This window comes from Nocardia speluncae NBRC 108251 (assembly GCF_001613245.1).
Lineage (GTDB): Bacteria > Actinomycetota > Actinomycetes > Mycobacteriales > Mycobacteriaceae > Nocardia > Nocardia speluncae.
In genome coordinates this window covers 77,396-92,340 of the sequence record NZ_BDBZ01000036.1, presented here as the reverse complement: position 1 = coordinate 92,340, position 14,945 = coordinate 77,396, and the positions used below count along the sequence as shown (strand labels likewise).

Here is a 14,945-nt window from a genome sequence, read left to right as displayed (position 1 = left end):
TCACATCGGCCTTTCGACCCATCGCGGTTCACCTCTTACGCCCCGGATGACCATGGCCGTTCCCCCTTTTCGCACCGCCGGAGTTGCCGGCCCACCATCCGGGCCACCCGAACGAAAACCATCACGCGAGGTAGAGCGCCACAATCAGCACTTCGATCCGAATCGCCGCAGCCGATCAGGCTTCTCGCAAAACCTTGCCGCCGACCCCACGGGTAGAGTACCGTTCTCGTATGCGAAAACGTAGTTCTTTTCGCATACGAGAACAGCCGTATGTCCGCAACCGGTACCCGACGGTGCTGGGTCGACACCGCATCGGGGCCGCGGCCGGATCGACGCGCGGCATTCGCCGCGCACCCTGCCCCGTGCCACCACTTCCGGCGGTCCGGCACACCCGGGCAGGAGTCTCGAAAACAGATCGAAAGGGAATGCTGTGGGACGTGTTGAGGGCAAGGTCGCATTCATCACGGGCGCCGCGCGCGGTCAGGGCCGCAGCCACGCCGTACGACTGGCGGAGGAAGGCGCCGATATCATCGCCGTCGACCTGTGCCAGAACATGTCGACCATCGGGTACCCGCTGGCCACACCCGAAGACCTCGAGGAAACCGTGCGCCTCGTCGAGAAGACCGGCCGCCGTATCGTCGCGACGCAGACCGATGTCCGCGACGCCGTCGCGCTGAAGGCAGCATTGGACGCCGGTGTCGCCGAATTCGGCAAGCTCGATATCGTCATCGCCCAGGCCGGTGTCGCCGGTATGAAGGGACAGCCCGATATCCAGGCGTGGATCGATGTCATCAATACGAACCTCGTCGGCACCATCAACGCCATCCAGGCCGCACTCCCTCACCTCGGTGAGGGCGCATCCATCATCGCCACCGGTTCCACCGCCGCGATGATCGACACCGGCAAGATGGACAACCCGGGCGCGGACCTCGGCGGTATGGCCTACGTGCACTCCAAGCGCGCACTGTCCTACTACATCTTCGATATCGCCCGGCACTTGGCGCCCCGCGGTATCCGCGCCAACGCGGTGCATCCGACCAACTGCAACACCGACATGCTGCAGAGCGAGCCCATGTACCGCTCGTTCCGGCCGGATCTGGAGAACCCGACCCGCGCCGACGCCGAACCCGCCTTCCACGTCCAGCAGGCCATGAAGACGCCGTGGATCGAGCCGGTCGATATCTCCAACGCCATCCTGTATCTCGTCTCCGACGAGGCCCGCTTCGTCACCGGTATGCAGATGCGCGTCGACGGCGGCGGCTACCTGAAGTGGTACGACCACAAGCTCTGAGCCGTACCCGGCCACCGGCGCAGGCGGCGCGCGCATCGCAGGCGATCGACGCGCACGCCGCCGGCCCGGTGGCAGGCCGGCAATCCGACGACTCCCGGAGCGGCGCAGAGTTCCGGGCCCCCGGCGAAGGTTCGCCGGCCAGTGACCAGCAAGGGACAACAGACCGTGGCATCTACGGATAACGACCAGCGCAAAGCGAACCGGTTCCATTTCGATCGGCACACCCCCGAATACCGCGAACAGTTCACCGAGATCACCCGCGAAATGCACGCGAAATGCCCGATGGCCTGGACCGATACCTATAACGGGCACTGGGTCGCCGCGAGCGGTAACGCGGTCTTCGAAATGGCCCGCTGCCCGGAGGTCTCGGTCGACCACGACGTGCACAACGAACGCCGAGGCTACGTGGGCATCTCCATTCCCACTCCGCGCCGCGCCGCCATGGTGCGCGGCGGAATGCTGGAGATGGACGACCCCGAGCATCGCACCTACCGGTCGGTGCTCAACCCGTACCTGTCGCCCGCCGCAGTCAAACGCTGGCAGCCCTTCATCGACGAAATCGTCCGCGCCTGCCTCGACGAGAAGATCGGCACCGGCCGTATCGATTTCGTCGACGATCTGGCCAATATCGTGCCCGCCGTACTGACCCTGGCCATGCTGGGCATTCCGCTGAAGAAATGGTCGGTGTACAGCGATCCGGTGCACGCCTCGGTCTACACACCCGAGGATTCGCCGGATGCCGGCCGGGTCGCGGAAATGCACCGCACCATGGGTATCGATATCTTGACCAGCCTCAACGACGCCAAGAGCGATCCGCGACCGGGCCTGATCAAGGCACTCACCGAACTGCGGATCGATGGCGAACCGGCTCCCGATATGGAACTGCTCGGCATGATCGGCCTGCTGATCGGCGGCGGTTTCGACACCACCACAGCGCTCACCGCTCATTCGCTCGAATGGTTGTCGGAGAACCCGGACAAGCGTGCGGAACTGAGCCGCGACCGCGACGAACTGCTCGATCCGGCCACCGAGGAGTTCCTGCGGTATTTCACCCCCGCGCCGGGCGACGGTCGCACCATCGCCGACGACTGCACTTATCAGGGCATCGATTTCAAAGAGGGCGACCGGCTGTGGCTTTCCTGGGCGATGGCCAACCGCGACCAGACCATCTTCCCCGACGCCGACGATATCGTCATGGACCGTAAGGGCAACCGGCACTTCAGCTTCGGGTTGGGTGTGCACCGGTGCATCGGATCCAATGTGGCCCGCACGGTGTTCAAGTCCATGCTGCTGGCGGTGCTCGACCGGATACCGGACTACACCTGCGATCCGAAGGGCACGGTGCACTACGACACCATCGGTGTGATCCAGGGGATGCGGAATCTGCCGGCCACCTTCACCCCCGGGGCACGCCGCGGCCCCGGCCTGGACGAAACCCTCGACCACCTCCAGCGGATCTGCGACGAGCAGGGCCTGGCCGCGCCGGTGACCGAGCGGCCCGACGCCGCGGTGATCGACTTCCAGTACTGACCTCCGGTGCCGGCCGATACCGCGGGGTTCGGCCGGCACTCCAGATTTCCCGACGAGGACCGCGATGAAGGATCTGCCCAACGGCACCCGCACCCCGGTGATCGATACCAGCGTGCATATTTTCTTCCGCTCCAACGACGATATGCGCGACCACCTGCGCGAGCCGTTCAAGAGCCGCGGAATACCCGACCCCGAGATGGACTGGTACGGCGCCCCCGGCGGCGAATATCTCAAAGGTGCCCGCGGACCGCATCGCGGTTACCCGGGTTCGGACCCGGAGTTCGTGGGGCAGCAGTTGTTCGGCGACCGTGGTGTCGATGTGGCCGTCCTGCATCCGATGACCCGCGGCATCCTGCCCGATCGGCACCTCACCACGGCGGTACTGTCCGCCCACAACGACATGATGGTGTCGCGCTGGCTCGACAACGGCACCTATCACCAGCGCTTCCGGGGCACGCTGCGCGTCAATCCCGAGGACATCAGCGGCGCACTGCGCGAAATAGAACGGCTGGGTGATCATCCCCGCATCGTCCAGCTCGGTATCCCGCTGCAATCGCGCGAAGTGTACGGAAAACCGCAGTTCTGGCCGCTGTGGGAGGCCGCCGCGGCGGCGAATCTGCCGGTGGCCACCCATATCGAGACCGGGGAGAGTATCGGACTGCCACCGACACCGTCCGGCCATCCGCGCACCTATGAGCAGTACTACGGGTTCATGGGGCTGAACTACATCTATCACCTGATGAACATGATCGCCGAGGGCGTTTTCGAGCGATACCCGGACCTGAAATTCGTCTGGGGCGACGGGGGCGCCGATCTACTCACTCCGTTCACCTGGCGGATGGACACCTTCGGCCGGCCCCACCTGGAACAGACGCCGTGGGCACCCCGGATACCCAGCGATTACCTGCCCGGGCATGTGTATTTCGTCCACGCCACGATCGACGGCCCCGGCGATGCGCCGTTCGCGGCAGAGTGGCTGGACTTCACCGGCAAGGACGAGATGGTGATGTTCGGATCCAGCTATCCGCACTGGCATTCCGGCGATGCCGACGCCCTGCCGGTCGCACTGACCACCGACCAGCGCGAAAAATTGTACTGGCGAAATGCCGCACGCCTGTACAGCATCGATGTAGGCGCCGTGACGGCGGTCGGGTGATGTTTCAAGGGCCGCTCGTCGCGGACGCTTCGCTACGAGTTCCCGCGGGCTCAGATCCAAACTCCCGACGCAGTGGACCAACAGCTACTTCGTCGCCACAATCGGCGGCGCGACCTCGGAGGTGGTCAAGAACTATGTCGAGAACCAGCGGAATGCGTGAACGGCGCTTCGATTCCTCCCCACGCCTGAAGGCGGGGGCTTCCTCGGAGCGTTCGTGATGACTATGGCTCAGGACCGGGCACGGGTTCCTTCCACAGAACTGGTCCCGGTACGCGTCGTCGACTCCGATGTCCACCCCGTCCCCCGCCGGGGCGATCTGGTGGAACATATACCGGAGCCGTGGCGCACATCGTTCTTTCTCGGTCACCGCGTAGGCGACACCATCGTCTACGACGCGCCCGACTATGCACATTCGAAGGCGATGCGGGTCGATACGTTCCCGGCGGACGGCGAATTCCCCGGTAGCGACCCGGATATGGCCTTCCGGCAGCTCATCATGGACGCCGGATCCGATATCGTGATCCTCGAGCCCAGCGTGAAGGCGACCCGCCTGCCCGAGGCCACCGCCGCCATGGCGACCGGAGTCAACGGCTGGCTCGACGCGCAGTGGCTGGATTCGCACAACAACTGGCATCAACGCTGGCGCGGATCGATCTGCGTGGCGATCGACGATCCGAACTCCGCGGTCGCCGAGATCGAACACTGGGCCGGGCATCCCTATATGGCACAGATCCTCATCAAAGCCGAGCCGCGCCCCTCCTGGGGCGACGCCCGATACGACCCGATCTGGGCCACCGCGGTGAAACACGACCTGCCCGTGAGCTGTCATCTCAGCCGCGGCGCCTTTGAGACCATGCCCATGCCGCCGGTCGGATTCCCCAGCTACAACCACGATTTCATGGTCACCTATTCGCTGCTCGCCGCGAATCAGGTGATGAGCCTGATCTTCGACGGAGTCTTCGACCGGTTCCCGGCGTTGCGCATCGTCTTCGTGGAACACGCCTTCACCTGGATCCTGCCGCTGATGTGGCGGATGGACGCCGTCTACGCGGCCCGCCGCTCGTATATGTCGATCAAGCGGAAACCTTCGGAATACGTAAAGGAACACATCAAGTTCACCACCCAGCCGCTGGACTACCCGGAAGACAAGACAGAACTCACCCGGGCGTTCGAATGGATGGAGGCGGACAAGATCCTGCTGTACTCCTCGGACTACCCGCACTGGACCTTCGACGACCCCCGCTGGCTGGTGAAGCACCTCCCGCCCGCGGCACGCGAAAAGGTGATGTTCCGCAACGGTATCGAGACCTACCACCTGCCGGAAACCGTTCCGGCGCTGCCCGGACAGGTACGGGTGCACTGATGCCGGACGGAAACGATTCGCCGAGCCCGCCCGAGGCTTCGCCGCGGCTGGCCCAGGGGCGGGAGCATATCGTCGCCACGGTGGACGAGATCCCGCCCGGAGCGTCGAAAGTGGTGCCGATCGGGCGACACGGGGTGGGCGTCTACAACGTCAACGGCACCTTCTACGCCATCGCCAACTACTGCCCGCACGAGGGCGGCCCACTGTGCTCCGGCCGCGCACGCGGCCGCACCGTGGTGGACGAATCGGTGCCCGGTGATTCGGTGATGGTGCGGGACAACGAGTTCATCTACTGCCCGTGGCATCAGTGGGGCTTCGAACTCGCCACCGGTACCACCGCGGTGAAACCCGAATGGAGTATCCGCACCTACCCGGTGCGGGTGCTCGGCGACGACGTACTGGTCACCGCCTGACCCGAACAGCAGATCCCGGCCCGCCGCCCACACGGCAGGCCGCGGGAGCTTCCGCCCCGGGCGGCTCCCCCGAACCCTTGGCAGGAGTGTGCTATGCCCGCGGTAACGGTCAACGGCGGCAAGGTGGTCTACGAGATCCTCGGTGACTCCGGCGATCTCATCGTGCTGACACCCGGTGGCCGGTACGGCAAGGAGATACCCGGTCTGCGACCGCTGGCCGAGGGCTTGGTCGCCGGCGGCTACCGGGCGCTGCTGTGGGACCGGCCCAACTGCGGCGCCTCCGATGTGCAGTTCTACGGGCAGACCGAATCGCATATGCGCGCCGAAACCCTGCACGGACTGCTGACCGAACTGGGGACGGGGCCGGTGATCCTGGCCGGTGGGTCGGGTGGGGCGCGGGATTCGATGCTCACCACGATGCTGTACCCGGAGCTCGTCACCGATCTGGTGCTGTGGAATATCGTCGGCGGCGTCTACGGCACCTTCAACCTCGGCGCCTATTACGTCCTGCCCAGCCTGCAAACCGTGCGGGCCCTCGGAACCGAGGGCCTGCTGCGGATGAAGGAATGGCGGGAGCTGATCGCGGAGAACCCGGACAACGAGCAGCGGTTGCGCGCCCTGGACGCCGACGAGTTCGTGAAACTCTCACTGCGCTGGCTCAACGCCTACGTACCGAAACCGGGTCAGACGATCCCCGGGGTGGACGACGAGATGTTCGAACGGATCCAGGTCCCCACGCTGATCATCCGCGGTGGCGCAAAGGATATGGACCATCCGAAACGCACCTCGCTCGAGGTGCACTGCCTGATCGAAGGGTCGCGGCTGATCGACCCGCCGTGGCCCGAGGACGCGTGGGAACGCGCCATGGAGGACCGCGCGCAGGGCCGGGCGCAGCATTACAACATGTTCGACACCTGGGTGCTGGCCGCCCCGGAGATCCTGAAATTCCTGGGCGACCGATGACCGGGCGCCCCGCGGCGTCACACCGTGCTGATCCGGACCTCGCAATTGGTCGAGGCCTCGAGCGCGGTGTGGATCCGGCTCTCCGGTACTCGCTCGAGATCGGCCTCACGCACACGCACCTGCAGGATGTCGTAGCCGTCGGTCCCCGGCAGCCGCACGACCTCTCCGGTGAGCCCGAACCCGGCCAGCACCCCGTACGCGTCGGCATCGGTCCCGCGACTGACATAGGTGACGACACCCGCAACCGGTTCGGTACCGAACACCCGAGCGCAGATTTCGATCACCCGCGCCGTATCCGCTTGCGCGTCCGCGGTATCGAGCAACACCTGCACCTCGCGCCGGGTCCGCGGGGCCGCGCCGAGATCCTTCTCCAGAACTTCGCCGCCGGATCCGGCGAGCGCGGCGGCCAGCTCCTCCACACCGCGGGCCAGCGATTCGCCGGTGAGCTCACCGGCCGGATCAATATTCACCCGCAACACCGCAGTTCGCATGCCGACGAGCCTAACCGGCGCGTACGGGCGCGGCCCAGTCCTCGACACCACCGATCCGTACGCGCACAGGCGCAGCGAATGCGGCCGTAGGCACGATAGAGCGGCCCGGTGCCGCGTCCATTCAGGAGGCACTATGCAGCACACCTTCTCATCGGCCGGGGACCTGACGGTGGTTCCGTACCCCGGTAGCGAACCGCGACTCCTGCGGCTCGGCGGCGGGGTCGAGACCGCCTACGAGTACCGCGACGGCGGCGGTTACCGGCCGACCGGGGCGGTCACCGCGCTGGCCGATGCCGTCGAACGCAGCGGGTTGCGGGGGCGCGGCGGCGCCGGGTTCCCGTTTGCGGTGAAGGTGAACAGTGTGCGTGCCGGAAGCCCGGCCGGTGCCGGCGCGCCCGCCGGCCGGCCGGAAACCGTTGTCGTCGCCAATGGCGAGGAGGGCGAGCCCGCTTCCTTCAAGGATCGCTGGCTGCTGCGCAACCGCCCGCATCTGGTGCTCGACGGACTGCGGCTGGCCGCCGCGCTGGTGAGCGCCCGGCGCGGCTACCTCTACGTATCGGATCCGGAAGCCGAGCAGTCGGTGCGGGCGGCGCTCGACGAACTCGGCGGCACGGTGCGCGGTGGCCCGGAACTCGCTGTCGTCCGGGTCGATCCCGGGTATGTCGCCGGTGAGGAAACTGCCGCGGTGCAGGCGATCAACGGCGGTCGCGCCGTACCCACCGATAAGCCGCCCCGGCCGTACGAAGCCGGTGTGGCCGGGTTACCCACGCTGGTCAGCAATGTCGAAACCCTCGCCAACCTGCCCTTCCTGGACCGCTGGGGCGCCGACGCGTACCGTGCCGCGGGCACCGCGCTCTCCCCCGGCACTTTCCTGGCCACCGTCACCAGCGCGAACCGGGCACCTGTCCTGTACGAACTTCCCTACGGTCTGCCGGTCACCGATCTGCTCGCCCTGCACGGGATCCCGGCGGATTCGGTGCGCGGCGCCCTGGTCGGCGGATACTTCACGGGCCTGCTCGACCATACGTTCACCGGCCTGACCCTCGACCATGAAACGCTGCGCCGCGCCGGCTCAGGCCTCGGCTGCGGCGCGCTCGCCCTCCTCACCGAGGAATGCCCGGTCGGCGTCGCGGCGGCGGTCCTGAACTATTTCGACCGGGAGAACGCCGGCCAGTGCGGCTCCTGCTTCAACGGCACCGCGGCCATGGCCGCCGCCACCACCGCACTGACCGAGGGGCGCGCCGCCGAGGACGATGTCGAGCGCCTGCGCCGCTGGTCGACGGTCCTGCGCGGTCGCGGCGCCTGCGGCACCCTCGATGCCGCCTGCAATACCGCGGCAAGCCTGCTGGACCGCTTCCCGCAGGAGGTCGCCGCACATCTCGGCAACCACTGCCCGGACTGCGCGGGTGGCACCGCCACCGACCGAGCGCCCTACCGCGTCGAAACCGAGGCCCTGCTGTGAAGATCAAACTGGACCGCACCCGCTGCGACGGTTTCGGCGTCTGCGCCAAACACGCCCCCGAACACTTCCCGCTCGACGACTGGGGCTATGCCTCGCTCGCCGGCGACCCGGCCATCGCACCGCAGGACGAACCCGCGGTCACGCGCGCACTACTCGACTGCCCCGTACACGCCATCACCACGCTGCCCGAGCCGAGTCCTCCGGCCGGCGAAAACGCGACCGTGGCAGGCGGAACGGCTCCCCAACGTCGTATCGTCCCCTGATCGGGTGGTCGCGACGCCGGAGCCGGTCTCGGCAGTGTCTCCGGCTTGCCGGGCCCCGGCGCCGACCTGAGATGGAGGGCGCGGAGCTTGTCGGAACTCACCGGCTCAACGAGGTCTCCTCCTGCACCCGCGCCAGCTTCTGCGGATTGCGCACGATGTAGAGCCCGCTCACCCTGCCGTTGTCGATTCGTATCGCCACGACATCGTCGATCTGCCCATCGGATCGGACGATCAGCGCGGGGGAGCCGTTGATGTGCACCGGTTCGGCCGTGAGCGTATCGCCGAACCGTGGCAGGCCGACCCGCAGCAGTCGCGCCACCGCGCCGGCTCCCACGATCGGCTGCGGAGCCGCCTCCTTCACTCCGCCGCCGTCCCCCAGTAGCACCACATCCGGGGCCAGCAGGTCCAACAGGCCCTGTAGATCGCCGGTTTCGATCGCGCGCCGGAAGGCTGCGAGCGCATCACGGGTTTCGCCCGGAGAAACCATTCCGCGGGGCCGGCGGGCGGCGACGTGGACGCGCGCCCGGTGGGCGACCTGGCGGACGGCGGACGGGGTCTTGTCCACGGCAGCGGCGATCTCGTCGTACCCCAGAGCGAACACTTCGCGCAGCACGAAGACCGCGCGCTCGGTGGGTGCGAGGGTTTCCAGTACCAGCAGCATCGCCATCGACAGGTTCTCGGCCAATTCGACGTCCTCCGCGACGTCGGGAGTTGTCAGGAGCGGTTCCGGTAGCCACGGGCCGACGTAGGACTCCCGGCGCCGCCCGAGCATCCGCAGCCGGGTCAGCGCCTGGCGGGTCGTGATCCGCACCAGGTACGCGCGCGGGTCACGCACCTCACCGAGGTCGACTCCTACCCATTTCAGCCAGGTCTCCTGCAGCACGTCCTCGGCGTCGGCGGCCGAACTCAGCATTTCGTAGGCGACCGTGAAGAGCAGGTTGCGGTGGGCGACGAATGCCTCGGTGGCCGGGTCCGTGCGCTCGCTCATGGTGACTCCCGTCCGTTCATCGTGTATTCGGAGACCACACACGAGTCGCCGGCCGATCGCGTTCTGTGACATCTACCGGCAGTGGTTCACATCACACCGGCACGGCTGTCACAGGGGCAGGGGTCACCGCGTCTTGTGGTCGTACAGCGCACAGCGACCACAAGTGAGGACACCGTGAACACTCATCGCACCACCGGCACGATCGCATTGATCACCGGCGCCAACAAGGGCATCGGCCGAGGCGCGGCCGAACTGCTCGCCGCTCAGGGCGGCACTGTCGTGATCGGCGCCCGGGATCCGGAACGCGGCGAGGCGGCTGCCGCAGCAATCCGCGAATCGGGGGGTGAGGCGCACGCGATAACCCTGGATGTCACCCATCCGGCCACCATCCAGGAAGCCGCAGAGCATATAGCGGAACAGTTCGGGCATCTGGACATCCTGGTCAACAATGCCGGGATGACGGGCTACCGGCAGGTCGACCCCGACAAGGCCTATGACCAGGTCCCGAGCACCGTGGATCTGGATATGGTCCGGGCGGTATTCGAAACGAATGTCTTCGGCGTGATCGCGGTGACCAACGCCTTCCTCCCGCTGCTGCGGCGGTCGCCGGCACCGCGCATCGTCAATGTCGGCAGCCACGCCGGCTCACTGGCCCTCATCGGCGACCCGGACGGTCCTTTCGCCGGACTACTGCCCTCGGCGGCGTATTCACCGTCGAAGACGGCACTCAACGCGCTGACCGTGAACTACGCGAACGAGTTGCGCAAAGAGGGCATTCTGGTCAACGCCGTGGCGCCCGGCTATGTCGATACCGACAGCAACAACCACACCGGTTTCCTGACACCGGCCCAGGGCGCCGCGATCCTGGTGCGTCTGGCCACTCTCGGCGCGGACGGGCCGACCGGCGGATTCTTCGCCGAGGACGGACCCCTGCCTTGGTGAAGGTCAGTGCGTTTCCTGTCGGCCGCAGGGCATTCCGCAGGTGAAATGCCCTAGCCGCAGCGTGGGCAGACCGGAAGTAGTCGAGCACCGCAGGGCCGCCATCGCGAACACGGGGGTGAGCGGTATCTCGTCGCGATCCCGGGTGAGCGGACGAACTGTCCTCCCCTCGAACTCGGCGGCGATCACCCGGCCGGCTATCCGGGCTCCGGACCGCTCGCCGCCTCAGGTGGCCGTCGTCTCCGGAATCCAGTTGCCGTGGAATCCGAGTGGCACGCGGACCGGCAGGTGGATCCGGGCCACGGGCGGCCCGGCGAAGTCCTGGGCAGAAAGAATCACCAGATCCGAGGCGCCTCTATCGGGGTCGGCGACATAGGCCATCAGGTAGCCGGCGTCCTCGTTCCGGTTGCCGCCCGGGTCTGCGGCGAAAGCGGCTTCGCCGACGGCGGCGTCGTTCCCGAACCTGTGCTCTTCTGCTGTGCCCCTCAGTAGGTCGTGCTTTATCAGCACATTGATCGGCGCTTTGCCGGATCGCGGACCGTCGGAGCCGGCCCGCAGACCATATACGGGACTCACCGCCGAGTAGCCATAGCGATATGGGCGAGAAGCGTAGGCGTCGTTCACCCGCGGGAAGTCCTGGGCGCGGTCGTCCGTGCACTGCTGGTCCAACCTGCCGGTGCGCAGGTCGATCGTCCAGCGGTCGAGCCTGGGCTCGATGGCACCGGGGTCGGCGACATCCACCGGCCCCTCGGCGGCAATCAGGTCCACGGTGATGGTCGAGCCGTCGTCATAGGCGTTGAGGACATGGCTGAGGTAATACGATTCCACCGGAAACCAGCGGACCGGCCCGCCGGCTCGCGGCAGTACGCCCACCTGAGCCTGATGCGTTGCGTCCCAGCGGAAACGCATCGCATCCATATCGAAGATCAGTGGAATGTCGAAGACGACTACGAAGTTCTCCGACAGCGCGAAATCGTGCAGGAACGGCAGAGCACCGGGCAACGCTATATCGGCGGTCCGGGTGATCGCTCCCGCCGAATCGGTGACGACATACTGTGCGAAGGGACGTCCCAGTACGTACGCCACCGAATGCAGGTCACCAGTGCGCGGGTCGACCTTCGAATGCGCGTTGGCGCTGGATCCTTCCGGTGTGGCGGCCAAGGGGAACTCCCCGAGCGTGTCGAGTTCGTGGCCGAGCTCATGCGGCAGCCCGCCGGCCTCCGTCAGTGCCACAGTTCTCCCGGCATGACGGAGCACGTGAATATTCGGGGAGGGTGGTAGGAACGCGGGCGGCTCCAGCCCGCGCCGCATCCTGTCCAATGCGCCGGAAACCTCCGCCGAGCGGACCCAGCGGTTGCGGTACCACTCGGCCCGTCCGCCACGGATACGTACCCCGTGCACCATGCCTGCACCGAAGGCCCAGAAGTGCGTATCGGGAACCTCGATGCCCAGCGGGTTGGGCCCGACCCGTAGGTAACGGCCGTCGAGGTCGGTGGGCAGACGGCCGGTCACGGGCAGGTCATAGGCCGTGACTTCGTCTTTCACGGGAGCGAATGCTCCCTCCCGGTAACGATCGTTGTGGACCATATCTCCCATTTCCCTCCGATATCGACGCTGTATGCTGTCCCGAACGGTACGCCGTATCCGGCCAGGCGAAGCCCTGTCCAGTCCGATGCGCTAGCGCAGATAAACAGCCATTTACCTGCGTTGATACCGAGATATGAGACAGTGGCGATCGCGGCGCAACTGTCCTAGTACAGGAGCAGGAGGCGGTCGAACATGCGCCGATCCGGGAACAAGCCCCCGTACCTGCGGATCGCACGGGAGATCGAGCATCGCATCGACACGGGCGCGTTCCGGCAAGGCGACCGGGTGCCCTCCATCAGGCAGGTCGCCGCGCAATGGGGCGTGGCCACCGCTACCGCAACCAAGGCCCTGGACACACTTCGCCGACGAGGGCGGGTGGTGGCCGTACCGCGAATCGGATTTGTTGTGGCCGGACCGCCCGCACTCCCCCGGCCCGAGCCCCGGGCCGGCCACGCAGGCCGAACAGTTCGGGCGCCGAGTACGGCGGCGGTGAAAGACCGCAACTCGGAGCGAGAACGGATCGTGCGCGCCGCGATCACCCTCGCGGACGCGCACGGTTTCGAAGCGGTCTCGATGCGCGGCATCGCTGCCTCGCTCGGCATACCCACCATGTCGCTGTACGGTCTCATACGCGGCAAACAGGAGCTGGCAGCGCTCATGGCCGACACCGTGTTCGGTGAACTGGAACTGCCACAGGAGCCCCCGGCAAGCTGGCGGGCCAGGCTGGAACTGGCAGCACGTCTCCTGTGGCGCCTCTACGTGAACCACCCCTGGTTGACCCGGATCACGTCGCTCACCCACCCGGAGCCGTCGCCCAACATGCTCGAGTTCGGCAGCTGGGGCATGAGCGTCGTACACGTCTGTGGGCTCGACCCTGCGGCGGCGCGAACCGTGTGGTGGGCGGTGGTCAATCACGTCCAGGGAACGGCCACCAACCTGGAAACCCAGCACGCCATGGAGCAGCACACGGGGCTCACACCCGACCAGTGGTACGACCTCCACCTACCGGCCTTTCGTGCCGAGCTCTCCGGCGCGCCCCAGCTCGACGACCGCCTGGAATTCGACCTGACCGCGTTCTTCGAGGCCGGGCTGCGACTCCTGCTGGACGGGGTCTCGGTACAAATCGGCCGGCAGCACCGAGCGTAGCTGTGCGCCGGGACATGGCGCAGGCGCGAAATCGAATCAGCCCCGGTCGATAAGCGATTCGATCACGTCGGCAGCCGCCGCGGCACCGCCTGCGGCGCGGGCTACCGCCCGCTGTTCGGCACAGTTGCGAGCAATGTCCTGCGATGAGGAGACCCGCAGCACTGCGGCACGCAGCGATTCCGGCGTGACGTTCTCGGCCGGAAGATGCTCACCGACGCCCAGCTCGGCGAGCCGAGGTCCGTTGACGAACTGGTCGGCTGCCTGCGGCACCGCGACCATCGGAACACCGTGCCAGAGTCCTTCCGAGCAGCCCCCCATGCCGGCATGCGTGACGAACACCGTCGCATGTTCGAGTATCGCCAGCTGCGGCACCCATTCCCGCACAATGACGTCACCGGGGATTTCGCCCAGGTCGGCCGGATCCACATGGGGTCCTACCGCGAGTACCGAAGTCCATCCGGTGCCGTGCATCGCTGCGAGGCAATCCCGCCAGAACACCGGACGGTCGTTGTAGGCCGAGCCCAGCGAGACGAGCAGTAACGGCCCGTCCGGCACCGGCCATCTGCCTTGGTGCGAGCGGTCGTCGATCACCGGCCCCACAAATGTGTAGCGCCCCGATTCGACCCGGTCGCGGTGGGGTTGCATCGCCTCCGGTATCAACACCACGGAACGGTCCGGCGGCCCGAGGAACTCCTTGTTGCCCATATCGACCCCGATCGTGTGGAGCCACATATCCATCTCCGCCTGCCACGCAAGCCCTACCGGTTCGTCGAGGAACGCGTAGGCCTCGGCGAAATCCTCCTCGAAGGTGTCCCAGGCGACCATATGCGGAGCAAGCTCGACCCGCGGGAGGTGATGGACGCGAGACAGCGCATGCCCGGCCCAGCCGCTGCCGTCATAGCAGACGATATCGGGCAGATCACCGGCCATCGCCGCGGTGATCTGCGCATACGCGCTACGTGCCTCGTTCGAGAACAAGCGCATGGCCTCCACACCCCCTTCGGGCCACTGCTCCCCCCGGGCGGGATCGGGCAGATCGGTGTGGATCGGCAGGACCGTGGCGCCGGTCGATGCCACCGCATCCGCGAATCGATCCGGGATGGGATAGGTGACGCGATGACCACGAGAAACGAGCTCTGCCATCACCGGGAGATTGGGGTGAACGTGTCCGTGTGCTGCCGCAGTGGACATCAGCACGTGGCTCATCGGAACTCCTCATCGGGTAGCGGCCGGCCGAGTCCTGCGCCGACGGTCGACCGTCACTTCTACCGGATGGCAACCGTGGCACGCCACCGAGTTTTCCCGCAGGACGGTGGGTGGCCGGTTCAGCGTCTCTGGCGGCGCGCGGCGGCG

Annotated in this window: 14 protein-coding genes and 1 pseudogene; 11 read left to right on the top strand and 4 right to left on the bottom strand. The window is 66.8% G+C overall.

Going from position 1 to position 14,945, the window contains the following annotated elements; all coding sequences use genetic code 11:
* The first annotated feature begins 430 nt into the window (after nt 1-430).
* The 7 genes and pseudogenes from NS6_RS26910 (at nt 431) to NS6_RS26885 (ending at nt 6,716) form a co-directional block, all read left to right on the top strand.
* A complete protein-coding gene (locus NS6_RS26910; RefSeq protein ID WP_068047301.1) occupies nt 431-1,291 on the top strand; it encodes a mycofactocin-coupled SDR family oxidoreductase in 861 nt (286 codons plus the stop codon).
* 165 nt (nt 1,292-1,456) lie between these two features.
* Nucleotides 1,457-2,821 (top strand): cytochrome P450, encoded by a 1,365-nt coding sequence (locus NS6_RS26905; protein ID WP_068047740.1) that lies wholly within the window; start codon nt 1,457-1,459, stop codon nt 2,819-2,821.
* Nucleotides 2,822-2,885: 64 nt separating this feature from the next.
* The gene (locus tag NS6_RS26900; protein ID WP_068047297.1) at nt 2,886-3,977 is read left to right on the top strand and encodes an amidohydrolase family protein; all 1,092 of its coding nucleotides are present in this window, start codon (nt 2,886-2,888) and stop codon (nt 3,975-3,977) included.
* 6 nt (nt 3,978-3,983) lie between these two features.
* Nucleotides 3,984-4,137: pseudogene (locus NS6_RS34275) on the top strand (IS200/IS605 family transposase); the annotation flags it as partial.
* 57 nt (nt 4,138-4,194) lie between these two features.
* Nucleotides 4,195-5,340, top strand: a complete 1,146-nt coding sequence (locus tag NS6_RS26895) for an amidohydrolase family protein (protein ID WP_068047289.1) — start codon at nt 4,195-4,197, stop codon at nt 5,338-5,340.
* Nucleotides 5,340-5,753 (top strand): Rieske (2Fe-2S) protein, encoded by a 414-nt coding sequence (locus NS6_RS26890; protein ID WP_068047286.1) that lies wholly within the window; start codon nt 5,340-5,342, stop codon nt 5,751-5,753. The genes NS6_RS26895 and NS6_RS26890 overlap by 1 nt, the downstream gene beginning before the upstream one ends.
* A gap of 93 nt (nt 5,754-5,846) precedes the next feature.
* A complete protein-coding gene (locus NS6_RS26885) occupies nt 5,847-6,716 on the top strand; it encodes an alpha/beta fold hydrolase (RefSeq protein ID WP_068047280.1) in 870 nt (289 codons plus the stop codon).
* 17 nt (nt 6,717-6,733) lie between these two features.
* Here the strand turns inward: NS6_RS26885 and NS6_RS26880 are convergent, their stop codons facing one another.
* Nucleotides 6,734-7,207: a hypothetical protein gene (locus NS6_RS26880; protein ID WP_068047277.1), complete on the bottom strand. Its 474-nt coding sequence runs from the start codon at nt 7,205-7,207 to the stop codon at nt 6,734-6,736.
* 133 nt (nt 7,208-7,340) lie between these two features.
* Here NS6_RS26880 and NS6_RS26875 point away from each other — a divergent pair, with 133 nt between their 5' ends.
* Both NS6_RS26875 and NS6_RS26870 read left to right on the top strand, forming a co-directional pair.
* The gene (locus NS6_RS26875; protein ID WP_068047275.1) at nt 7,341-8,669 is read left to right on the top strand and encodes an NADH-ubiquinone oxidoreductase-F iron-sulfur binding region domain-containing protein; all 1,329 of its coding nucleotides are present in this window, start codon (nt 7,341-7,343) and stop codon (nt 8,667-8,669) included.
* The gene (locus NS6_RS26870; RefSeq protein WP_068047273.1) at nt 8,666-8,932 is read left to right on the top strand and encodes a ferredoxin; all 267 of its coding nucleotides are present in this window, start codon (nt 8,666-8,668) and stop codon (nt 8,930-8,932) included. The genes NS6_RS26875 and NS6_RS26870 overlap by 4 nt, the downstream gene beginning before the upstream one ends.
* A gap of 97 nt (nt 8,933-9,029) precedes the next feature.
* On the opposite strand, the gene NS6_RS26865 is transcribed toward NS6_RS26870, so the two are convergent.
* Nucleotides 9,030-9,920, bottom strand: a complete 891-nt coding sequence (locus NS6_RS26865) for an RNA polymerase sigma-70 factor (protein ID WP_084471450.1) — start codon at nt 9,918-9,920, stop codon at nt 9,030-9,032.
* Between the two features lie 174 nt (nt 9,921-10,094).
* Between NS6_RS26865 and NS6_RS26860 the strand changes: the two genes are divergently transcribed.
* Nucleotides 10,095-10,862, top strand: coding sequence for an SDR family oxidoreductase (locus tag NS6_RS26860; protein WP_068047737.1), 768 nt, complete (start codon nt 10,095-10,097; stop codon nt 10,860-10,862).
* 222 nt (nt 10,863-11,084) lie between these two features.
* Here the strand turns inward: NS6_RS26860 and NS6_RS26855 are convergent, their stop codons facing one another.
* A complete protein-coding gene (locus NS6_RS26855; RefSeq protein WP_210746825.1) occupies nt 11,085-12,404 on the bottom strand; it encodes a carotenoid oxygenase family protein in 1,320 nt (439 codons plus the stop codon).
* A gap of 234 nt (nt 12,405-12,638) precedes the next feature.
* Here NS6_RS26855 and NS6_RS26850 point away from each other — a divergent pair, with 234 nt between their 5' ends.
* Nucleotides 12,639-13,592: a TetR/AcrR family transcriptional regulator C-terminal domain-containing protein gene (locus NS6_RS26850; protein ID WP_068047266.1), complete on the top strand. Its 954-nt coding sequence runs from the start codon at nt 12,639-12,641 to the stop codon at nt 13,590-13,592.
* Between the two features lie 36 nt (nt 13,593-13,628).
* Here NS6_RS26850 and NS6_RS26845 read toward each other — a convergent pair whose 3' ends face one another.
* The gene (locus tag NS6_RS26845) at nt 13,629-14,798 is read right to left on the bottom strand and encodes a macrolide family glycosyltransferase (RefSeq protein WP_068047264.1); all 1,170 of its coding nucleotides are present in this window, start codon (nt 14,796-14,798) and stop codon (nt 13,629-13,631) included.
* Nucleotides 14,799-14,945 lie beyond the last annotated feature (147 nt).

Coding starts and splice junctions, on each gene's coding strand:
- NS6_RS26900 (WP_068047297.1), top strand. CDS start 2,886: ATGAAGGATCTGCCCAACGGCACCCGCACCCCGGTGATCGATACCAGC.
- NS6_RS26895 (WP_068047289.1), top strand. CDS start 4,195: ATGACTATGGCTCAGGACCGGGCACGGGTTCCTTCCACAGAACTGGTC.
- NS6_RS26890 (WP_068047286.1), top strand. CDS start 5,340: ATGCCGGACGGAAACGATTCGCCGAGCCCGCCCGAGGCTTCGCCGCGG.
- NS6_RS26885 (WP_068047280.1), top strand. CDS start 5,847: ATGCCCGCGGTAACGGTCAACGGCGGCAAGGTGGTCTACGAGATCCTC.
- NS6_RS26880 (WP_068047277.1), bottom strand. CDS start 7,207: ATGCGAACTGCGGTGTTGCGGGTGAATATTGATCCGGCCGGTGAGCTC.
- NS6_RS26875 (WP_068047275.1), top strand. CDS start 7,341: ATGCAGCACACCTTCTCATCGGCCGGGGACCTGACGGTGGTTCCGTAC.
- NS6_RS26865 (WP_084471450.1), bottom strand. CDS start 9,920: ATGAGCGAGCGCACGGACCCGGCCACCGAGGCATTCGTCGCCCACCGC.
- NS6_RS26850 (WP_068047266.1), top strand. CDS start 12,639: ATGCGCCGATCCGGGAACAAGCCCCCGTACCTGCGGATCGCACGGGAG.
- NS6_RS26845 (WP_068047264.1), bottom strand. CDS start 14,798: ATGAGCCACGTGCTGATGTCCACTGCGGCAGCACACGGACACGTTCAC.